This is a genomic window from Martinezella sp. CNPSo 3890 (genome assembly GCF_057784455.1).
Genome location: NZ_JBXSOR010000024.1, coordinates 23,312 through 42,605 on the forward strand (window position 1 = coordinate 23,312; position 19,294 = coordinate 42,605).

Annotated in this window: 21 protein-coding genes, 1 other RNA gene and 1 pseudogene; 12 read left to right on the forward strand and 11 right to left on the reverse strand. The window is 60.3% G+C overall.

Annotation, left to right across the window (positions count from 1 at the left end):
- Positions 1-64 precede the first annotated feature (64 nt).
- Positions 65-667 (forward strand): cadmium resistance transporter, encoded by a 603-nt coding sequence (locus AC13RC_RS31540; RefSeq protein WP_233788791.1) that lies wholly within the window; start codon positions 65-67, stop codon positions 665-667.
- 14 nt (positions 668-681) lie between these two features.
- Here the strand turns inward: AC13RC_RS31540 and AC13RC_RS31545 are convergent, their stop codons facing one another.
- Positions 682-1,620 (reverse strand): IS110 family RNA-guided transposase, encoded by a 939-nt coding sequence (locus tag AC13RC_RS31545; protein ID WP_488559558.1) that lies wholly within the window; start codon positions 1,618-1,620, stop codon positions 682-684.
- A gap of 394 nt (positions 1,621-2,014) precedes the next feature.
- On the reverse strand, positions 2,015-3,007 hold the full coding sequence (locus AC13RC_RS31550; RefSeq protein WP_145324186.1) for an adenosine kinase: 993 nt from the start codon (positions 3,005-3,007) through the stop codon (positions 2,015-2,017).
- A 397-nt stretch (positions 3,008-3,404) separates the two neighbouring features.
- On the opposite strand from AC13RC_RS31550, the gene AC13RC_RS31555 reads away from it, so the two are divergent.
- Entirely contained in the window at positions 3,405-4,349 is a 945-nt protein-coding gene (locus AC13RC_RS31555; protein ID WP_113354125.1) for an AEC family transporter, read from the forward strand.
- Between the two features lie 121 nt (positions 4,350-4,470).
- On the forward strand, positions 4,471-5,628 hold the full coding sequence (locus tag AC13RC_RS31560; protein ID WP_113396127.1) for a patatin-like phospholipase family protein: 1,158 nt from the start codon (positions 4,471-4,473) through the stop codon (positions 5,626-5,628).
- Between the two features lie 60 nt (positions 5,629-5,688).
- Here AC13RC_RS31560 and AC13RC_RS31565 read toward each other — a convergent pair whose 3' ends face one another.
- A complete protein-coding gene (locus tag AC13RC_RS31565) occupies positions 5,689-6,267 on the reverse strand; it encodes a c-type cytochrome (RefSeq protein ID WP_113354127.1) in 579 nt (192 codons plus the stop codon).
- 151 nt (positions 6,268-6,418) lie between these two features.
- On the opposite strand from AC13RC_RS31565, the gene AC13RC_RS31570 reads away from it, so the two are divergent.
- Together AC13RC_RS31570 and AC13RC_RS31575 are read left to right on the forward strand one after the other, a co-directional pair.
- Positions 6,419-7,174, forward strand: a complete 756-nt coding sequence (locus AC13RC_RS31570) for a 3-deoxy-manno-octulosonate cytidylyltransferase (RefSeq protein ID WP_113354128.1) — start codon at positions 6,419-6,421, stop codon at positions 7,172-7,174.
- A 23-nt stretch (positions 7,175-7,197) separates the two neighbouring features.
- Positions 7,198-8,052: a prephenate dehydratase gene (locus AC13RC_RS31575; protein ID WP_113397404.1), complete on the forward strand. Its 855-nt coding sequence runs from the start codon at positions 7,198-7,200 to the stop codon at positions 8,050-8,052.
- A gap of 190 nt (positions 8,053-8,242) precedes the next feature.
- On the opposite strand, the pseudogene AC13RC_RS31580 reads toward AC13RC_RS31575, so the two are convergent.
- The 6 genes and pseudogenes from AC13RC_RS31580 to AC13RC_RS31605 form a co-directional block, all read right to left on the reverse strand.
- Positions 8,243-8,640 (reverse strand): annotated as a pseudogene (locus AC13RC_RS31580) (VOC family protein).
- A 272-nt stretch (positions 8,641-8,912) separates the two neighbouring features.
- Positions 8,913-9,281 carry a VOC family protein gene (locus AC13RC_RS31585; protein ID WP_069613607.1) on the reverse strand — a complete coding sequence of 123 codons (369 nt, stop codon included), beginning with the start codon at positions 9,279-9,281 and terminating at the stop codon, positions 8,913-8,915.
- Positions 9,282-9,601: 320 nt separating this feature from the next.
- Complete coding sequence (locus tag AC13RC_RS31590; RefSeq protein WP_488559559.1) at positions 9,602-9,829, reverse strand: hypothetical protein; 228 nt, start codon at positions 9,827-9,829, stop codon at positions 9,602-9,604.
- Between the two features lie 185 nt (positions 9,830-10,014).
- Positions 10,015-10,701, reverse strand: a complete 687-nt coding sequence (locus tag AC13RC_RS31595; protein ID WP_069613605.1) for a helix-turn-helix transcriptional regulator — start codon at positions 10,699-10,701, stop codon at positions 10,015-10,017.
- A 12-nt stretch (positions 10,702-10,713) separates the two neighbouring features.
- Positions 10,714-11,673, reverse strand: coding sequence for an NAD(+) diphosphatase (gene nudC / locus AC13RC_RS31600; RefSeq protein ID WP_488559560.1), 960 nt, complete (start codon positions 11,671-11,673; stop codon positions 10,714-10,716).
- Positions 11,670-12,080, reverse strand: coding sequence for an HIT family protein (locus AC13RC_RS31605; protein ID WP_488559561.1), 411 nt, complete (start codon positions 12,078-12,080; stop codon positions 11,670-11,672). The genes nudC and AC13RC_RS31605 overlap by 4 nt, the downstream gene beginning before the upstream one ends.
- Positions 12,081-12,171: 91 nt before the next feature.
- Between AC13RC_RS31605 and ffs the strand changes: the two genes are divergently transcribed.
- The 3 genes from ffs to AC13RC_RS31620 all read left to right on the forward strand — a co-directional run bounded on the left by ffs (position 12,172) and on the right by AC13RC_RS31620 (position 14,638).
- An RNA gene (ffs, locus tag AC13RC_RS31610) (signal recognition particle sRNA small type) lies at positions 12,172-12,269 on the forward strand.
- A 64-nt stretch (positions 12,270-12,333) separates the two neighbouring features.
- On the forward strand, positions 12,334-14,208 hold the full coding sequence (locus AC13RC_RS31615) for a DNA polymerase III subunit gamma/tau (protein ID WP_488559562.1): 1,875 nt from the start codon (positions 12,334-12,336) through the stop codon (positions 14,206-14,208).
- Between the two features lie 106 nt (positions 14,209-14,314).
- Positions 14,315-14,638: a YbaB/EbfC family nucleoid-associated protein gene (locus AC13RC_RS31620; protein WP_037155519.1), complete on the forward strand. Its 324-nt coding sequence runs from the start codon at positions 14,315-14,317 to the stop codon at positions 14,636-14,638.
- Positions 14,639-14,654: 16 nt separating this feature from the next.
- Here the strand turns inward: AC13RC_RS31620 and AC13RC_RS31625 are convergent, their stop codons facing one another.
- Positions 14,655-15,131: an Lrp/AsnC family transcriptional regulator gene (locus AC13RC_RS31625; protein ID WP_113389931.1), complete on the reverse strand. Its 477-nt coding sequence runs from the start codon at positions 15,129-15,131 to the stop codon at positions 14,655-14,657.
- A 114-nt stretch (positions 15,132-15,245) separates the two neighbouring features.
- Between AC13RC_RS31625 and AC13RC_RS31630 the strand changes: the two genes are divergently transcribed.
- Positions 15,246-15,782, forward strand: coding sequence for an RBBP9/YdeN family alpha/beta hydrolase (locus AC13RC_RS31630; RefSeq protein WP_113389930.1), 537 nt, complete (start codon positions 15,246-15,248; stop codon positions 15,780-15,782).
- 95 nt (positions 15,783-15,877) lie between these two features.
- The gene (locus tag AC13RC_RS31635) at positions 15,878-16,489 is read left to right on the forward strand and encodes a LysE family translocator (RefSeq protein WP_113354135.1); all 612 of its coding nucleotides are present in this window, start codon (positions 15,878-15,880) and stop codon (positions 16,487-16,489) included.
- A 2-nt stretch (positions 16,490-16,491) separates the two neighbouring features.
- Here AC13RC_RS31635 and AC13RC_RS31640 read toward each other — a convergent pair whose 3' ends face one another.
- A complete protein-coding gene (locus tag AC13RC_RS31640; protein WP_113354136.1) occupies positions 16,492-17,115 on the reverse strand; it encodes an MOSC domain-containing protein in 624 nt (207 codons plus the stop codon).
- 57 nt (positions 17,116-17,172) lie between these two features.
- Here AC13RC_RS31640 and recR point away from each other — a divergent pair, with 57 nt between their 5' ends.
- The gene (gene recR / locus AC13RC_RS31645) at positions 17,173-17,778 is read left to right on the forward strand and encodes a recombination mediator RecR (RefSeq protein WP_069613597.1); all 606 of its coding nucleotides are present in this window, start codon (positions 17,173-17,175) and stop codon (positions 17,776-17,778) included.
- 202 nt (positions 17,779-17,980) lie between these two features.
- A complete protein-coding gene (locus tag AC13RC_RS31650; protein ID WP_113389949.1) occupies positions 17,981-19,264 on the forward strand; it encodes a lytic murein transglycosylase in 1,284 nt (427 codons plus the stop codon).
- The last annotated feature ends 30 nt before the right edge of the window (positions 19,265-19,294 follow it).

The window sequence follows — 19,294 nt, forward strand, 5'->3', positions numbered from 1 at the left end:
CGCGACTTTCGCTACGCAATGCTGTATCCGGGATCGGATAGGGAGACCGGCGATCTTGGGTTACGTGCTAGGCGTTTTCGGCGTTGCCATCGTCATGTTCGCATCGACGAACATAGACGACATATTCGTCCTTCTCGGCTTTTTCGCCGATCGGAAATTCCGCCTGAGACAGATCGTCATTGGCCAATATCTCGGCATCGGCGCGCTCTATGGCTTCAGTGCCCTCGCCTCGTTTCTGGTTCTCGTCATTCCCGCTGCCTATATTGGCCTGCTCGGCCTTGCGCCGATCTATTTTGGCCTCAGGCGACTATGGGAGCTCTGGAACGGCATCGAGACCGGCGAAGATCCGGAAGATCATGCGAAAGCTTCGGCGGGACATGGAAACATTGTGGCGGTCGCGCTGGTGACGATCGCCAATGGCGGCGACAATATCAGCATCTATACGCCGATCTTCGCAACACGTTCCGCCTATGAGATCCTCGCCATCGGCTGCATGTTCGCGGTGCTGACGGCCATCTGGCTTGGTGCCGCGCACTCGCTCGTCAATCATCCGACCTTGGGTGCACCGATCCGTCGCCACGGCCACAGGATCGTGCCGTTCGTCCTGATCGCTCTCGGCATCCTCATCTTCTACGAGGGCGGGACCGCAACGCTCTTCTGGCACTAAAGTATCCGTTTCAATCAAGCGGGTTTTGGTGTCCATTTTTGCTGTTTTCGCAGGAGTGCGTTTGCAAGGACAACGAGCTTTCGCATGATAGCGGTGATGGCGACTTTGGGCGGTTTCCGAGCTTTTCTGAGCGTGTCGTATTTGGCCTTGAGATCAGGATTGAAGCGAGTGGCGACAAGGGCCGGCATGTAAAGAGCCTGCCGGACGATGGCGCGGCCACCAACGATGAAGGCGCGGCCGGTCCACACTCCGGACTGCCTGTCGCTTGGCGCGAGGCCCGCAAGCTTGCCGGCTGCCTTCTCATCGAGTTTCCCCAGTTCCGGCATTTCGATGAGAAGGGTAAAGGCTGTGATCTTCGACAGACCGGGGATGGAAACCAGGATATCAAAGCGCGCCTTGAGGCTCTCGTCGATTGCGATGTGGTCGGTGATGGCCTGCTCTACTTGGGCGAGTTGCGCTTCGATCTGCTTCAGGCGGGCGGTATTCTGCCGTTTGAGCAGCGGCTGGGTGATGTTCTTGCCTCGGTTCTTAGCAGCCGTCCTATCCTTCACCAGCGCCAGACGTGCGGCATGCAACTCCTTGAGCTCACTGAAAGAAGCGGCATCCGGCGACAGGAGGCGCGGGTTCAGCAGCATGCCGAATTGCGCCAGCATCCCGGCATCCGCACGGTCTGTCTTGGCCAGTTTTCCAATCGCCTCGGCAAACCGTCGCGCCTGACGCGGATTGACCTTGGAAACTGGCAGGCTACGGGTGAGCATGAAGCGTTCGAATGCCCTGTGATAGGCACCGGTCGGCTCATAGACCACACGCGCGACAGGCGTGTTGCCGATCCAGCCAAGGATGGCGGCAAATCCCTTGCCGTCGTTGCTCACGCGCAGCCTGTCGCCATCTGATAGTCGGTACAGATCGATATGATCTTTCGAGATATCGGCACCGATGATAATCTCAGTCATCTTTTCCGTCTCCCATGCTTGTCATCCGAGCCTAGAGCTCGGGTATCCGTTCAGGACGATTGGAAAAGATGGGGGCGATCAAACTTTAGTTCGGCCCGGCATTCATCAGAATGGCGGCCTGCGCGTCTCCGATCCATCCCCCATCGCCGGAAGAGGATGGCCGTCCTCTCCGGCGCTTCTTTTTCTCACAAGAAGCAGGCACAGTCATAAGACAAGCACGTCGCGATCTTCAGATTCGCTCCCTGTGCTTTAGGTCCTTGATTTTGCGCATGTCGTTCTCGCAAAACCGCTACACGCTTTTGCGCGACACTTTAGGCAGCCGTGTCAAACGTAAAAACCGCCCGGCGCTCTCGGCAGCGGGCGGCTGTTACGATCATGCGCGGACGGATTTCCGTCAGAGCAGGCCGAATTCCTTCGCGGCCTCCGAGAGTGACCGCATCGGCCGCGGGCCGATCTGTTCGATGACAATCGCTGCGGCGAGGTTGCCGAGCTTGGCGCAATCTTCCAGGCTGCGGCCCTGCGTATAGCCGAACAGGAAGCCGGCGGCGAAAAGATCGCCGGCGCCGGTCGTGTCGACACGTTCCTCGATCGGATGGGCGTCGACGACATAGCGTTCGCTGCCGCGCACGATGACGGCGCCGTCCTTGCCTGTCGTCACGGCGGCGATCTTGCAGTCGGCTGCAATGAGCTTCAGCGCCTTCTCGAAATCGTCGGTCTCGTAGAGCGAGAGGGCTTCGTCGCGATTGGCGAAGACGATATCGACGGTGCCGGAGCGCATGAGATCGAGAAATTCGTCGCGGTAGCGACCGACGCAGAAGCTGTCGGAGAGCGTCATCGACATTTCCCGGCCATTGGCATGGGCGATACGGGCGCATTCGAGGATAGCTTCCTTGGCGCGCGGCGGATCCCAGAGATAGCCTTCGAAATAGGTTACCTTGGCATCTGCGACGACCTGTTCCTCGACGTCTTCCGGACCGAGTTCGACGCAAGCGCCGAGATAGGTATTCATGGAGCGCTCCCCATCCTCGGTGACGAAGATCATCGAGCGGGCAGTCGGCGGGAACGTGCCCTTCGCCTTGGTCTCGTAATGCACGCCCTGGGCGCGGATATCATGGGCGAAAATCTCTCCGAGCTGATCCTCTGCGACCTTGCCGAAATAAGCTGCCCTGCCGCCGAAATTCGCAACACCCGCAGCCGTATTACCGGCGCTGCCGCCGGAGGCTTCGAGAGCCGGGCCCATACGCGAATAAAGGAGCTCGGCACGTTCGGCGTCGATGAGGTTCATCGCGGCTTTGGTGATCTTGTTGTCGATCAGGAACTGATCGTCGCAACGGGCGATAATGTCGACGATGGCATTGCCAACGGTCAGTACGTCGAAACGAGTCATCTATTGGAGGATCCCGGTATTGGTGATAGCCGGTATCCGGTAATATCGGTTTTTCCGAAGTTTGGAAGAAAAATCAGCGCCGAGGCTGCCAACTTAATTCCAATCAGTCATTTGCCTGTCACTTTCTATCTTTAAATGCTTATCAAGCGGCTGGGATGGGAAGCTCGAAAGACTTCCGAGCCAGTCTGGGAAGGAATGATGCCTTCCGCCTCACCGGTACGCGGGCCGACCACGGATGAACTGGCGGCATGTGCACCGGGGGGACTTTCCGGCGAGACCGGACACACAAGCGGGCAATGCCCGCTTTTTTGTTTTTGTGGGTTCTCACACGTCGGCGAACTGCTACAACTCCCGGATCATCCTCCAGAGTCACACTTTTTTCACGACCTCGCCCGGCATGTCCGAAATCCTCACCGATGTTCTTCCGGTCTTCCTGCTCATTCTTGTCGGCTGGATGATCGTTCGCACCGGCCTGTTGAAGGCCGAGGTCGGCGAGGCGATGAGCGAGTTCGTCTTCAAGATCGCCGTGCCGCTCCTGCTGTTCCAGACCATAGCGGAGGCGGATTTTCGCGGCGCATCGCCTTTTCGGCTCTGGATCGCCTATTTCTCCGGCGTCGCCATCACCTGGACCGCCGGCCATATTGTCGCGACCCGGTTCTTCGGGCGGGATGCTCGCATAGGCGTGCTTGCCGGCGTTTCCTCGGCCTTCGCCAACACGATCTTCATCGGCCTGCCGCTGGTCGGGCGCACCGTCGGGCCGGATGGCGTCATGGCGATGTCGATCCTGATCGCCGTGCACCTGCCGACCATGATGATCGCCGGCACGCTGCTGATGGAACAGGCCGAGCGCAAGGAAAATGCCGGCGCCGGCCGCAGCACCCCCGAGCTGCTGCGGCAGGTCGGCAGCAATCTCGTCCGCAATCCGCTCGTTATCGGCCTTTTCTGCGGCCTCGTCGTTCATCTGACCAGCCTTCCCATTCCCGCGACGCTCGGAACCGCTATCGACAGCATTGCCAATATCGCCGGCCCGGCGGCGTTGATCTCGCTCGGCATGGCGCTGCGTCAATACGGAATGTCAGGCAATCTCGGCATCACCAGTGTGATCGCCTCCTTCAAGCTATTCCTTCTGCCAGCCTGTGTGCTAGCAGCCGGCCACCTCCTTGGCCTTAGCGCGGAATGGCGCGCCGCGCTCGTGCTGACTGCCGCAGTTCCTACAGGTGTGAACGCCTGGCTGATTGCCAATCGCTTCGGGGTCGGCCACAGTCTCGCGGCCTCGACGATTACCTTGACGACAGCGCTCGGGGCGTTCTCAGTGTCGCTTTGGGCCTATCTGCTCGGATAGCCGAAGCTCGACCCCGCCGACAACAATGGCATCTCTCCGCTTACGGAGAGGCAGGCAGGAAAATGGTCATATATTTTGCGCATCCCGGCCTTCCCACCCGGAGCGCAGCAAAGGATGGCACATGAATATTGCAGCTCCAGTCACCAACCCCGCGTCAGCCTATTCGCAGAAGGTCTTTGTGCTTCAAGGCGGCGGCGCGCTCGGCTCCTATCAGGCGGGTGCCTTCCAGGCACTCAGAGAACAGAATATCGAACCGGATTGGATCGCCGGCATCTCGATCGGCGCGATCAATGCCTCTATCATGGCCGGCAACGTGCCCGGCGAACGGCTTGAGGCTCTGCGTTCCTTTTGGAACAAGGTGACCGTGCATCTTCCCGTCGATCTGCTGATGGAAGATCGGCGCGAGACCAATCCCTTCTATCGCTCGGTCAGCAGTTGGTGGGTTTCGACCTTCGGCGTGCCCGGCTTCTTTTCCCCTTGGCAGATTCCGGCCTGGTTTCAGACACGCGGCTCGGCGGGCGCGACCAGCATCTATGATACGGAGCAGCTGCGCCAGACGCTGATCGATCACGTGGATTTCGACCGAATCAACCATGGCCCGGTGCGCTTAAGCCTCGGCGCCGTCAATGTGCGCACCGGCAATTTTGCCTTCTTCGACAATAGGGACATCAAGATCGGGCCTGAGCACGTGATGGCGAGCGGCGCCTTGCCGCCCGGTTTTCCAGCGGTCAAGATTGGCAACGAGCATTACTGGGACGGTGGCCTCGTCTCAAACACGCCGCTCAGCTACGTGCTGCGCAATGGTGCCGATATCGATACGGTCGTCTTTCAGGTCGATCTCTTCAGCGCCGTCGGCCCGCTGCCGCAGGATCTCGAGGAAGTCGAGGAGCGGCGCAAGGACATTACCTATTCCAGCCGCACCCGGCTCAACACCGACCTCTTTCTCGAGCGTCATCGCCTGCGGCGGACCATCTCAGATCTTTATGCCCGCCTTCCCGAAGAGGCCAAGGCCGATCCGGAAATCAAGAAACTGGAGCAGCATTGCTCCGATTACGGCGTGACGATCATCCACCTGATCTATCGCAACAAGCAGTTCCGCTCGCATTCGAAGGACTACGAATTTTCTGCGTTGTCCATGCGCGAACATTGGGAGGCCGGCCTGCGCGATGCGCGAAAGGCGCTGATCGCCGAGGATTGGCGCATGCCGCCAAGCGCCGAGGATGGATTGAAGGTCTTCGACCTCGATCAGCGGACGCGCTCACGCCGGCTTTCAATCTGAACGATCAATACAAAAACGCGGCCTGGCGACCGCGTTTTTCAATTGGTCCGAGAATTTGCCTCAGTTCGTCGCGGCCGGTGCGTTCGGATCCGGCAGCGGCACCTGGGTGTCGGCGAGCGTGCGCAGATAGGCGATCACGTTGGCGCGATCCTCTTCCTTCGGCAGGCCGGCAAAGCCCATCGCCGTTCCGGCGACAAATTTCTTCGGAGCGGCCAGGAAGTGATAGAGGTGGTCATAGGTCCACTTTTCCGAACCGCCCTTGGAGAAGTCCTTCATGCCAGCCGAATAGGCAAAGCCCTCGTGCTCTGCGACCGGGCGGTCGACAATGCCCCAGAGATCAGGGCCAACCTTGTTTGGCCCTCCCTTCTCTCCGGAATGACAGGCCTGACACTTCTTGAAGATCGCTTCGCCGGCCTTGGCATCCGCCTTCTGCAGCAGCTGAGCGATCGGCGTTTCCGCCTTGGCAGCAGCCCCCTTGTCACCGCCAGCAGCCGGCTCCTCGGTCGCGACGATGGCAAAACCGGGCTTTTCCGGTGCCTCTGAATGGAAAATAAATCCTGACGCGAGCGACACGGACTTCAACACGAACAGCGTGGCCAGAAGTGCCCCGACTCCCATGTTCACGTAGGATGAATTCATCTGCTATGCTCCCCTCGCCGCCAGCATCCTCCGCTGGCCCATCTTGAATTCGCGCGAAACCTATGTCTTTTGGCTGTTTCTTGCAACTCTGTAAACGGTCTCCACCATGAGACGTTTTGACACTTTTCCCTCGGGAATAGAAGGCCCAACAATGAGTGATTCAAATTTAGACAAGACGCTGGTCCTCATTCCCGCCCGCATGGCCTCCACGCGCCTGCCAGGCAAGCCGCTCGCAGATATTTGCGGTCTGCCCATGATCGTACAGGTTGCCAAGCGTGCGCGCGAGGCGGCGATCGGTCGCATCGTCGTCGCCGTCGACCATGCGGATACCTATGCCGCCGTCGCCAATGCCGGCTTCGAGGTCGTCATGACGCGCACCGACCATCAATCCGGCTCGGACCGCATCTACGAAGCCCTGCAGGCCGTCGATCCCGAAGGTCGCGCGGAGATCATCGTCAATGTACAGGGCGACCTGCCGACCATCGATCCTGAGACGATCCGCGCCTCGCTGCGCCCGCTCGAAAATCCGGCCGTCGACATCGCAACGCTGACGGTCGAGATCAAGGACGAGGAAGAAAAGACCGCGCCGAGCGTCGTCAAGGTCGTCGGCTCACCGATCTCGGACAGCCGTCTGCACGCGCTCTATTTTACCCGCACGACCGCACCGTATGGCAAAGGGCCGCTCTATCACCATATCGGCCTCTATGCCTACCGCCGCGCCGCCCTCGCGAAATTCGTGAGCCTCGGCCCATCGACGTTGGAGCGGCGCGAATCACTGGAACAGCTGAGGGCGCTGGAGGCCGGCATGCGCATCGATGTCGAGATCGTTGACACGATACCGCTCGGTGTCGATACTCCCGCCGACCTCGAAAAGGCCAGACGCATCCTCTCCGCCGCCTCTCTCTGACGGCATTCCCCCAAGGGCATCCCATGATTACCAAGACCAATAAGATCTCCTTCCAGGGCGAGTACGGCGCCAATTCCGACATGGCCAGCCGTGACATGTTCCCGACCATGGAGCCTCTGCCCTGCCAGACCTTCGAGGATGCCCTCACCGCCATCGATAATGGTGATGCGGATCTCGGCATGATCCCGATCGAGAACACGATCGCCGGGCGAGTCGCCGATATCCATCATCTGCTGCCGGAATCGCGACTGCATATCGTCGGCGAATATTTCATGCCGATTCGTTTCCAGTTGATGGTTCTGCCAGGCGTGAAGAAGGAAGAGATCCGCACGGTGCACAGCCACATCCATGCGCTCGGCCAATGCCGCAACATCGTGCGTCAGAACGGCTGGAAGCCTGTCATTGCAGGCGATACGGCGGGTGCTGCCAAGCTGGTGAAGGAAACCGGCGATCGCAGCATGGCGGCACTGGCGCCCCGGCTTGCGGCCGATCTCTACGGGCTGGAAATCATCGCCGAGAATGTCGAAGATACCGAAAACAACATGACGCGCTTCGTCATCCTGTCGCGCGACGAGGACTGGGCCGAGCGCAGCGCGCCGGACGAAAAAATCGTCACGACCTTCGTCTTCAACGTCCGCAACATTCCGGCCGCGCTCTACAAGGCACTCGGCGGCTTCGCCACCAACGGCATCAACATGACGAAGCTCGAAAGCTATCAGCTCGGCGGCCGTTTTGTGGCGACGCAGTTCTATGCCGACATCGAAGGTCATCCTTCCGATCCACATGTGCGCCGGGCGCTGGAAGAACTGCGCTTCTTCTCCGAAAAGGTCCGCATCCTCGGCGTCTACAAGGGTCATCCGATGCGGGGCGATCTCTAGACCTAGTGGCGCCGGAGGCCGCCTCGTCCTTCGAGGCTTCGCTCATCGAGCTCCGCTCCTCAGGATGAGGCGGAGCGAAGGTCGCTATTGACGTAGAAGGTTAGCCGTCATGGTGAGGTGCGGAAGTCCATAGAGGGCTGAGGCCTCGAACCACGAGGGCGACCGAACCACCAGGACTTCTATCCGGCTGTTATCCTTCGACCTTGGTAACGACCTCGATTCGATGTCCGTCGGGATCGATGACGAAAGCTGCAAAGTAGCTCGGGCCATAATGAGGCCGAAAACCCGGCGGTCCATTGTCCCTTCCGCCGTGAGCGAGGGCGGCTTCGTGAAAAAGAGCGACGGCCTCGCGGCTTGCCGCGGCGAAGGCGAGGTGGAAGCCCGCGCCTGGCGCACGAGCCTCGCCAGCGCGCAATTTGATGGCGAACTTGTCGCCCCCACCCACGGGACCATATCCAATGGCTTGATCGGGATCGCCGGGGTCAAGTCTTCCCAAACCCTGACATAGCCGAGCGGCGCGAAAGCCGCGTCGTAGAAAGCAGCGGCTTTCTCGATATCGGATACACCGAATGAAATATGATGGAGCAATTGGCCCTCCGGTGGCTTTGGGTGCATTGATCAGTGTCTTTTGCAAATGTTGGAAGTCAACACCAACGAAGGGCGGGAGGCTCCGCAAGCCGCTATTATGAAATAGTCTTTGCCTATCATCTCAAGCCCCTCATCCGGTCTCCTGAGCTTGCCGAAGGCCGGTCCCCTTCTCCCCAAGGGGAGAAGGAGCTTATGGTGCTCATCTGCCTCCATATGCGATAGCCCTGCCGCGAGCGGAGAGAGCTAGGGTGAGGGGCAAGCAGGGCAGAGAGTCACTTATCCGGCTCACAAACCCGAAGACGATGGCCGTCGGGATCGAGCACAACGAAAGTCGGGCCGAAATCCATCGTCGTCAGCTCCTGCGCGATCGGCAGGCCGCGTGCCTTCCAATCCCTATAGTGCTGCTCGACGGCGCCAGCGCCTTCGACCATGAAGCCCAGTTCGCCGCGATTGCCGATGGCGGAGGGCTGGGGTTCGACGCTGCTTCGGCGCCAGAGGCCGAGACTTAGGCCGTTGTCGAGCGCGAAAGCCACGAAGTTCGGCGACGCGAATGCCGGCTCACGGCCGAAGAGATCGCGGTAGAACGGCGTACTTTCGCTGGGGTCCTTGACATAGAAGATGATGAGGTTGGGGCTGGTCATCTGAATAGTCCTCTTGTTTTGATGGATTTAAGGGCATGCGGCTGTAGCCCGGCGGACGGAGCTCAGCCCGCCGAGGATGGCTTTGTCTGTCATGATGAGTGCGTGCGAAGCCGCATTTCCGAAGCCTGCTGCAGCCTTCGGATCAGTGTCTTGCGCTTGAATTTCCGATTTTACCGATATCGTTATCGCAAAGTCGCGGCGAACTTCGCGTAGGATGCTCCGGGGCGGTTCAGTCTTTCGCGGAATCTCCGAACCGCCCTATCTCTTTATTTCCCGCAATTCCTGACGGAAAACTGCCACGCAGTTTTCCTGGAACTGCTCTAATGCATCCGCTCTTCCTCGCGGTAAGGTGCACGGCCATCGAGAAAACCGAGATCCCGCATCACGGAACTCGGCGCTTCCTCGATATCGAGACGATTCCAGCGGCGGCTGAAATAGCCAAGCGCGAGCTCAGAGAGACGAGCCGGCCATGACTGATGCTTGCCTTTAAGCGCCTCGACGCCGCCGCGATGCACATGTTGCGAAATGATGGAAACGTTGCCTGCCATGATCGGTCCTCCTTCCTGATTGGATAGACCCATCATAGCCGCATCTACTGACAGTTTCTGGCAGTAGCATCACACTGAAGCGGGTCGCGATCTTTCAGATTCGCCTCCTGCGCTTTGGATCTTTGATTTTACGCATGTCGTTGTCGCAAAACGCTGCACACTCTTGCGCGACATGCTTTGGCGGATCAATTGTGGACCATGCCCTCACGGGCATGCCATTCCCTGGCAAGCGCGACACGCCGGCGCGGATAGCGCGCCTCCAGCACCGCAAAATCGACGATGCGGTCGGCGCGGAAATGGCGGAAATCCTGACGCAGCTCGCACCAGGCCATGATGATGCGGGCATTGTCGAAATAGCCGAGCGCGAAGGGCCAGATACGCCGGGTGGAAATGGCGCCGTTCACATCGCCATAGGTCAGCTGCACCATGCGCTCCGTGCGGATCGCCTTGCGCATGAGGGAAAGATCGGCCTTGTCTTCGGTGACACGCCGCGTGGCAACGACCACTGCCGCCTGGTCGACCTCATCGCGAAGATCGGCGGGCAGCACGGCGGCGATCTTGGCAAGCGCGTCGGCGCCGGCTGCCGCCAAGCGCGAATCGGTAGCGCGGGCTACCCATCGCGATCCCAGCACCAGCGCCTCGATCTCATCCTGCGAAAACATCATCGGCGGCAGCATGAAGCCAGGCTTCAGGACATAGCCGATCCCCGGTTCGCCCTCGATCATGGCGCCCTGCGACTGCAAGCTGGCGATATCGCGATAGAGCGTGCGCAGGCTGACGCCGGTCTCCTCCGCCAAAACGGCACCGCTCACCGGTCGGCGATAGCGCCGCAGCGTCTGCAACAGCGTCAGCAAGCGTTCCGAGCGGGCCATGGCACAATAGTCCTAGCGCTTCCATTCCACCCAATCGCGCATCAGGCGATGGGCGATGGCGCCCTTGGGCGGAGATGTGTTGCCGGAGGCCGAGACGCGGTCGAGCATGGCGAGCGTCTCTTCCGGAGTAAACCAGCGGCAATCCTCAAGCTCGGCCTCGTCCATATGAATGTCCGTCGACTTGGCTTCAGCATAGCAGCCGATCATGAGGGAATGCGGCATCGGCCAAGGCTGGGAAGCATGATAGCGCACGCGGCCGATATGAATACCGGATTCTTCGAGTGTTTCGCGGCGCACTGCATTCTCGATGGTTTCGCCCGGCTCGACGAAGCCGGCGAGACAGGAATACATGCCTGGCGCGAAATGATGGCTGCGGCCAAGCAGGCAGCGATTCCGCTCCTCGTCGATCGTGAGCATGATGACGACCGGATCGGTGCGCGGGAAGATCACATGTTCGCAGGCCGTGCAGACCCGCTTGTAGCCCCCGATGCGGCTTTCCATGACGGAACCGCACCGACCGCAGAAACGGTTGTCGCCATTCCAGCGAATGAGGCTCATGCCCTGCGCGGCTTCACCGAGGATTTCGCCTTCCAGCAGCAGATCACGCCACAGAGCGCGCATGTCGGCCGGCTTGTACTGGCTGGCAAGCTCGTCTGGATTGACACGCACGGGCACGGCAAGCCGGGGCTCGCCTGTCTTGCGGTAGCCGAGGAGAACGGCCTCGTCCCAATTCGGATCGAGGTCGTTCAGCTCGTAGCGGGCAAACAGAGGATCGAGCACCTGCCCGTCATGCTTCAGGACGAGCCGGTCCTGGGCGAAAGCCAGGATATGCGTGCCTTCCTTGGCGAGCGCCTGCTTGATCGATTCCTCGTCGCGATGCTCGGCATCCCGGTTGAGCTGGTTTTCCGCAAAAGCGGTGAGACTGCTGGCTTCCGGATGGGGCGCATCCGAGGAAAAGATGGAATGGCTCATTGTAAAAGCGTTTCCCGCAACTTGGCTATGAGGCTGTTCATGTCTTCGTCCGAATAGGGTTCCGCCTTGCCGTAGCCCCAGACGGGGCCTGGCCAGTTGGCATCACCTTCGAACCGCGCGATGACATGAACATGCAGCTGACGGACGATATTTCCAAGTGCCCCGACATTGATTTTTGTCGCAGCCGTCACCGTCTTCAGGGCGCTTGCGACCTTATCCGTTTCGAAGGTCAGCAAGATCCGGTCGAGCGGAGTCAGCTCGAAAACCTCCGATTTGCCGAGCCGGCGCGGGATGAGCACGAGCCATGGCCAGCGGCGATCCTTCATCAGCCTGACGTCGCACAGGCCAGTTATGGTGACGGAAACGCTGTCATTCGCCAGACGATCGTCGAGCGTAAACTCGTTCAAGGGGGCATCCTCCATTGTTTTATCAAATGTTTAGCAGTTTTTTTTGACCTTGGCTTGCTTTTGATGACGATATTGCCGATATGTGCATCCGGGAGGTTGGTGGTGGACGAGCCACTCGCCAACCGGGTCAGGTCCGGAAGGAAGCAGCCCTAACGAGCCCGGCACGGGTCATTCGTGCCAGCCTCCCACCCTTTCCGAAAGCAGGACCCGGCTTTCCGGGCGACAAGCAGGGCACCGGGCAATAAGCAGGGCGATGAGCGACACCGAGCGACAAGCAAAAGATGCCGCCTCGACCGGCACCGGCTACCGGGTGCTGGCCCGCAAATACAGACCCAAGGACTTCACGGACCTGATGGTCGGCCAGGAGCCGATGGTCCGTACGCTGACCAACGCGTTCGAGACCGGCCGTATCGCCCAAGCCTATATGCTGACCGGCGTGCGCGGTGTCGGCAAGACCACGACCGCCCGCATCCTTGCCCGCGCGCTCAACTACAAGACCGCTGACATCGATCGGCCCACCATCGACCTGCGTGAGCCTGGCGACCATTGCCAGGCGATCATGGAAGGCCGGCATGTCGACGTCATCGAGATGGACGCCGCTTCGCACACCGGTATCGACGATATAAGAGAGATCATCGAGCAGGTGCGCTACCGCCCGGTCTCGGCGCGCTACAAGGTCTACATCATCGATGAAGTGCACATGCTGTCGACGGCGGCCTTTAACGGGCTGTTGAAGACGCTCGAAGAGCCGCCCGAGCATGTGAAGTTCATTTTCGCCACCACCGAAATCCGCAAGGTTCCCATCACGGTGCTGTCGCGCTGTCAGCGCTTCGACTTGCGCCGTATCAGCGCCTCCGATCTCGTCGGGCTCTTCACCACCATTGCCGGCAAGGAAGGCATCGAGGCCGAGCCGGAAGCGCTCGCCATGATCGCGCGTGCCGCCGAAGGTTCGGCGCGCGACGGTCTGTCGCTGCTCGACCAGGCGATCGCCCACGGCAGCGGCTTCGTTGCCGCCGATGCGGTGCGTGCCATGCTCGGCCTTGCCGACCGCGCCCGCATTGTCGATCTCTTCGGCCATGTCGTCAAAGGCGATGTTTCGGCAGCTCTTGCCGAATTCAACAGCCAGTACGAGGCCGGCGCAAATCCCGTCGTTGTATTGACCGACCTTGCTGATTTCACCCATCTCGTGACCCGCCTCAAATATGTGCCCGATGCTGCCGACGATCCGTCGCTCAGCGAAGTCGAGCGCACGAAAGCGGCGGAATTCGCGCAAGGCGTTGCGGTAACCGCACTTTCCCGCATCTGGCAGATGCTTCTCAAGGGCATTGCCGAAACGGAGAACGCTTCACGCACCGCCGGCGCTGCGGAAATGGTGCTGATCCGGCTTGCGCACGCGGCCCATCTGCCGGCCCCGGAAGATGCGGCACGCAGGCTTGCCGAATTTTCCGACGGCAATGGCGGCTCCCGCCCCTCGCCGTCTACGAGCGGCGGCAGTGGCGGCGGAGCGGTGTCCTATCAGGGCAATGCCATGGCGCGTGCAGTGGAAACGCCAGCGCCAAGACCTACGCCTTCCGCACCGGTCGCTATGCTGCGCTCCGTTCCGAATACACAGCCGGACGTGCAGCCTGTCGGGCGCATCGAACAAAAACCGGTTGAAGCGCCGAAGCCACTTGTGCCTGTTAATTCGATGGCCGATATCGCCGAGCTTGCGAGCCAGAAGCGCGATCCGAAGATGAAGGCGCTGGTGCGTACCTTCGTGCGCCCGGTCAAGCTGGAGCCGGGCCGGCTCGATGTCAGCCTGGCACCGGGCGCTCCCGGCACTCTGCTGAATGAGCTTGCCGTCAAGCTGAAGGAATGGACCGGTATTCACTGGATCGTCAGCCTCAGCCGCGAGGAGGGCCAGCCGACACTTGTCGAAGCAGAAGCGAACGCCCAGAAGCAGCGCGTCGCCGATGCACGGCAGGACCCCGATGTTGCAGCGATCCTGGCGCAATTTCCGGGCGCAAAGATCATCGACGTGCGGGTGCGGGCACCCGAGACGGACGACGAAGAGGAAGCAACTGCTCCGCCGGCAATCGCCGAATCCGTCGATGGCGATATTCTACCCGGCGACGACATCGAATTCTAAGGCTAGGATGAATGCTGACGGAACCGCTTCGGCTTGAAGCGGTTGACGACCATGACGACATATCCTGCCGCTCAAACAGAGACTCGGAGAAGAAGGACCAAAGACGATGCGCGACATCATGGGCATGATGGGCAAAGTGAAGGAAATGCAGGCGAAGATGGAGAAGATGCAGTCGGAGATCGCCGACATCCGCGTCGAAGGCAAGGCCGGCGGCGGCCTTGTCACCGTCACCGTCAACGGCAAGGGCCTCATGGTCGGCCTCAAGATCGATCCCTCGCTCTTCAAGGAAGACGATGTCGAGATCCTCGAAGACCTGATCGTCGCCGCCAACAAGGATGCTCAGGAAAAGGCTGAGGCGATCGCCGCCGAAAAGACCCGCGAGCTGACCGCCGGTCTGCCGATCCCGCCCGGTTTCAAGCTGCCGTTCTGAGGTTGGACTATTTCTTTCAGCGTGCGGCCGCCTTGCGAATGAGATCGCGGCCTATCGCCTTTACAGGTTCGTTCCGCAGCACCAGCGATGTCGTCACCGCACCATGGCGGGCGATTGAATCGACGATGGTTTCAAGGTCAGCCGGTGTCGGCACGAGAACCTTGAGCAGGAAGCAATCCTCGCCTGTCAGCCTCAGCACCTCGATAATTTCAGGCATTTCCGAAAACTGCTTCAGATACGGCCGGATATGCTCATGCGTCGTGCGCAGGCGGATGACTGCCATCATGCCGAGCCCGACGGCAGCGGGATCGATGACGGCGCGATAGGCTGCAACCACGCCACGCTCCTCCAGCCGCTTCAGCCGCTCCGATGCCGCCGGCTGCGACAGGCCGACACGGCGACCGAGCTCCGATACCGAGATTCGCCCGTCCTGCTGCAGGATTTCGATGATCGATAGATCCGTCGGATCCAGTCCTCTTTCGATAGTATCCATTGCTCACCTTTAATTCATCGGTTGGGACAAGTTTTATCCGATAGATTGCAATGTCAATCGGCATACCGGCATGCCAGCTTTTCTCCGTGTATGAACTATGGAGAAAGGATAGAGATGAGCGACATCATCACGCTACCGGGACTGGGCGGTTCGGGAGAAGGTCACTGGCAGACATTGTGGGAACGGGACGATCCGACCATGCGGCGCTTCCAGCCGTCGAGCTGGGACAAACCGATACTTTCGGATTGGATTGCAGCGCTTGAGGGCGAAATCTCACGTTCCAAAACGCCGCCGATCCTAATCGCGCACAGCCTTGCATGCCAACTGATCGCCCATTGGGCGCCCATCAAGAAGACGGCGATCCTTGGCGCGTTCATGGTGGCCGCGCCCGATCCCACAGGCGAAATCTATCTTGCCGAAGCCGGCAGCTTTGCCAATCCGCCACGGCAGCGATTGCCTTTTCCGTCCCTTCTCGTCGCCAGCACCGACGATCCTTTCGGCTCCTTCGATCATGCGCGTCGCAGTGCCGAAAGCTGGGGCAGCACCTTCGTCGATGTTGGGCCACACGGCCATATCAATGCGGCATCCGGACTGGGCGACTGGTCGGAAGGCAAGGCAATCTTTGAGCGTTTTCGCGCCGAGCTTTGCTGAACATAAATCCGGTATTTGGAAAAGCCGCGCCGGAATGCTATCTCTGGCGTTCTTCTTCCAGATATCGTCCAGCCTGCCCTGTTGGAGGGAATTCGATGAGCCTGTCGACGCTGCTTGTTTTTGCCGGTGCCTTATTCATTGCGGCGGGATCGCCGGGACCGAACATAGCTGCACTTGTGGCGCGCGTGCTGACGAAGGGCGCGCGAAACGTGCTGCCCTTCCTCTCGGGCATGTGGCTCGGCGAGGCGATCTGGCTGACCTGCGCCGTTGCCGGCCTTGCGACCATCGCCGAAACCTTCCATTTGGCCTTCGTGGCGATCAAGTGGCTGGGCGTCGCCTATCTGCTCTACCTTGCCTGGAAGATGTGGTTTGCCTCCTCCGATACGGCGGGAGAGGAGCTGCCGGACGAGCAATCAGCCATACGGCTCTTCCTCGCGGGCTTCACGGTTACCATGGGCAATCCCAAGATCATGGTATTTTATGTGGCGCTGCTGCCCTCGATCATTGATCTGCACGGCGTAACGATTTCGGGCTGGGCCGAGCTGGTGGCGACGATGTTTGCGGTGCTCGTCGTCATCGACCTCTCCTGGGCGATGCTTGCCGCGAAGGCCAGAACTTTCCTCAAGAGCCGCCGCGCCGTACGCATCGCCAATCGCGCCAGCGCTGGCACCATGGCAGGCGCCGCCGTCGCGATTGCCATGCGGTGATTTCAGACTGCTGCGCCGCTTTCGATGAGCGCACGCAGCTTGTGATGAATGGGCGCCGCCAGATAGCGCGCCCGATCCTCCGGTGACAATCGCCTGCCGAACGTCGCCATCATTTCTGGCATGGCCAACCTCTCGCCGGCATAGGGCAGGTAGGTGACCGGCATATCAGCGCTCACTGTGCCGCTCGCAAGAACGCGGCAATAGATGCCGGGCCGCCCGGCCCGGATGTATCGCTTGACGAATTGCGGATCATCCATCTTCGCCGCGAAGGTCGAGCAGGGAATGCGCGCGGAGGTCACTTCCAGAACAAGATCGCCGGCTATGAATTGATCGCCGACGGCGACCTTGCAATTGTCCAGGCCATCGATGACGAGGTTTTCGCCGAAGGCGCCGGGCTCCAACGGTCGCCCAAGCTCGGCTGCCCACCAGTCCAGCGTCAGCGAGCCCTCCACATAAACAGCCTGATCACGGCCGCCGTGATGCTTGCGATTGCAGATGGCATCGCCGAGCAGTCCCATTTCGTCGATCATGACGGCACCGCTGACTGCGTGCTTGTTAATGCCGGTTTTCGCCTTCTTGCCCGGCAGCGTTTCAGGGGCAGCGCGGCACATGGCCAGAATTTTCATCGGTCAACCGTTCCTTCCGAGATTCCGTTCTTGAAGCTTATGAGCTAAAAGCCTCCCATGGCAAAGCGAGTCACCGGCCCCGAAATCGAAAAACTCATCCAGCTCCTGGCGAAAGTACCAGGCCTCGGGCCGCGCTCTGCGCGCCGCGCGGCGCTGCATCTGATCAAGAAGAAGGACCAGCTGCTCGGCCCGCTGTCGCATGCGATGGGCGACGCTTACGACAAGGTGAAGATCTGCTCGCGCTGCGGCAATGTCGATACCGTCGACCCCTGCACTGTCTGCACCGACGATCGCCGCGACCAGTCCGTCATCATCGTCGTCGAGGATGTCTCCGATCTTTGGGCGCTGGAGCGATCAGGCGCGATGAACGCCGCCTACCATGTCCTCGGCGGCGTCCTGTCGCCGCTCGACGGCGTCGGGCCTGATGATCTCAACATTCGTGGGCTGATCGCGCGCGTCAGCGAAGGCGGGATCCGAGAGATCATCATCGCGGTCAATGCGACGGTCGAGGGGCAAACAACAGCACACTATATAACCGACCAGCTTGATGGCCTCGAGGTCAAGATCACCCGCCTTGCCCATGGCGTGCCCGTGGGCGGCGAGCTCGATTATCTCGACGAAGGCACGCTGGCGGCGGCGCTGAGGGCGCGGACGGCGATTTGAGAGCCGCAACAAAGGAAAGAGTATGAGGAGAGTTTTTACCCCCCTCTGTCAGCTTTCGCTGACATCTCCCCCACAAGGGGGGAGATTGGTGGCCCGCAGCGGCGATCTGCCTCAAACCAATATCCTGCCTGGAGATGCCGAGGGAAATTTTACGGATAACGGCGGCAGCGAACTCCCAACAATCTCCCCCCAAGTGGGGGAGATGTCGCGAAAGCGACAGAGGGGCGTATCAGCGACTCGGCATGCACAAAGGCTGCTTTCCCTACTCTGCGTCCTCCTCCTCGCCCTTCTCCCCCTCCCTGCGCTTGCCGCCTCGAAAGCCGATGTCGAAGCGCAGTTTCAAACCTGGATTCAGAAGGATCTCTGGCCGGAAGCGCGAAAGGCCGGGATTTCGGAAAAGACCTTCCAGGCCGCCTTTGCCGGCGTGATGCTGAACTGGGATCTGCCTGACCTCGAGCCGCCGGGTTTCCCGAAGCCGAAGGAGCAGGCACAGACACAGGCGGAATTCTCCTCGCCCGCCCCCTATTTCAACGAGACGCGGCTGCAGAAGCTCACCGCGACCGGGCGGAGCCTCGCCTCGCAATATGGGCCGGTGCTGCGGCGGATCGAGAAGACCTATGGCGTTCCGGGACCGATCCTGCTTGCGATTTGGGGCCGCGAAACCGGCTTCGGCGCCGCCAAGCTGCCGAATTCGGCGATGCAGGTGCTGGCGACCAAGGCCTTCATGTCGACGCGCAAGGATATGTTCCGCACCGAAGTGATCGCGGCACTGCGCATCCTCGACCATGGCGATGTGACGCCGGATCAGTTCAAGGGCTCGTGGGCCGGCGCGCTCGGCCAGCCGCAGTTCATGCCGACCAACTATCTGAAATATGCCGTCGATTTCGATGGCGACGGCCATCGCAACATCTGGACCTCAGTGCCGGACACTTTGGCCTCCATAGCCAACTATATGGTTCAGAAGGGCTGGCAGCGCGGCCGTGGCTGGGGATACGAAGTGACCATTCCGCAGAATATGTCCTGCGCGCAGGAAGGACCTGATCTAGCGAAGCCGATCTCGCAATGGGCTTCGCTTGGGATCAAGCCGGTTTCCGGCAAGGCCTTCCCAGCGGACGAAATGCGCGCCAGCGGCATGATGTTGGTCCCGGCCGGCCGCGATGGACCGGAATTCATCGTCACGCCGAATTTCTACGTGATCAAGGAATACAACAATTCCGATCTCTACGGCCTCTATATCGGCAATCTTGCCGACCGCATCGCCAATGGCAGCGGCGCTTTTCAGGAAAAATGGGGCGATGTCGGCAAGATGCTGCGCTCGGATGTCGCCAATATGCAGAAGGTTCTGGAGCACAAGGGCTACGATGTCGGCGGCACGGACGGCCTGCCCGGCTACAAAACCCGGCGCTCGATCGGTCAATGGCAGGAAAAGAGCGGCATGAAGCCCACCTGCTATCCCGATAGCTCCATGCTCGGCGTGCTGAAATAGCTGCGGAAAAGGCTTTCGGCGCGAATGCCT

What these genes read in the sequence shown, in the direction of transcription:
- AC13RC_RS31630 (WP_113389930.1), top strand. Translation starts at nt 15,246, where the DNA reads ATGAGCGACATCATCACGCTACCGGGACTGGGCGGTTCGGGAGAAGGT.
- AC13RC_RS31635 (WP_113354135.1), top strand. Translation starts at nt 15,878, where the DNA reads ATGAGCCTGTCGACGCTGCTTGTTTTTGCCGGTGCCTTATTCATTGCG.
- AC13RC_RS31640 (WP_113354136.1), bottom strand. Translation starts at nt 17,115, where the DNA reads ATGAAAATTCTGGCCATGTGCCGCGCTGCCCCTGAAACGCTGCCGGGC.
- AC13RC_RS31625 (WP_113389931.1), bottom strand. Translation starts at nt 15,131, where the DNA reads ATGGATACTATCGAAAGAGGACTGGATCCGACGGATCTATCGATCATC.
- AC13RC_RS31575 (WP_113397404.1), top strand. Translation starts at nt 7,198, where the DNA reads ATGATTACCAAGACCAATAAGATCTCCTTCCAGGGCGAGTACGGCGCC.
- AC13RC_RS31615 (WP_488559562.1), top strand. Translation starts at nt 12,334, where the DNA reads ATGAGCGACACCGAGCGACAAGCAAAAGATGCCGCCTCGACCGGCACC.
- AC13RC_RS31565 (WP_113354127.1), bottom strand. Translation starts at nt 6,267, where the DNA reads ATGAATTCATCCTACGTGAACATGGGAGTCGGGGCACTTCTGGCCACG.
- AC13RC_RS31545 (WP_488559558.1), bottom strand. Translation starts at nt 1,620, where the DNA reads ATGACTGAGATTATCATCGGTGCCGATATCTCGAAAGATCATATCGAT.
- AC13RC_RS31595 (WP_069613605.1), bottom strand. Translation starts at nt 10,701, where the DNA reads ATGGCCCGCTCGGAACGCTTGCTGACGCTGTTGCAGACGCTGCGGCGC.
- recR (WP_069613597.1), top strand. Translation starts at nt 17,173, where the DNA reads ATGGCAAAGCGAGTCACCGGCCCCGAAATCGAAAAACTCATCCAGCTC.
- nudC (WP_488559560.1), bottom strand. Translation starts at nt 11,673, where the DNA reads ATGAGCCATTCCATCTTTTCCTCGGATGCGCCCCATCCGGAAGCCAGC.
- AC13RC_RS31585 (WP_069613607.1), bottom strand. Translation starts at nt 9,281, where the DNA reads ATGACCAGCCCCAACCTCATCATCTTCTATGTCAAGGACCCCAGCGAA.
- AC13RC_RS31555 (WP_113354125.1), top strand. Translation starts at nt 3,405, where the DNA reads ATGTCCGAAATCCTCACCGATGTTCTTCCGGTCTTCCTGCTCATTCTT.
- AC13RC_RS31650 (WP_113389949.1), top strand. Translation starts at nt 17,981, where the DNA reads ATGTCGCGAAAGCGACAGAGGGGCGTATCAGCGACTCGGCATGCACAA.
- AC13RC_RS31570 (WP_113354128.1), top strand. Translation starts at nt 6,419, where the DNA reads ATGAGTGATTCAAATTTAGACAAGACGCTGGTCCTCATTCCCGCCCGC.
- AC13RC_RS31590 (WP_488559559.1), bottom strand. Translation starts at nt 9,829, where the DNA reads ATGGCAGGCAACGTTTCCATCATTTCGCAACATGTGCATCGCGGCGGC.
- AC13RC_RS31550 (WP_145324186.1), bottom strand. Translation starts at nt 3,007, where the DNA reads ATGACTCGTTTCGACGTACTGACCGTTGGCAATGCCATCGTCGACATT.
- AC13RC_RS31560 (WP_113396127.1), top strand. Translation starts at nt 4,471, where the DNA reads ATGAATATTGCAGCTCCAGTCACCAACCCCGCGTCAGCCTATTCGCAG.
- AC13RC_RS31620 (WP_037155519.1), top strand. Translation starts at nt 14,315, where the DNA reads ATGCGCGACATCATGGGCATGATGGGCAAAGTGAAGGAAATGCAGGCG.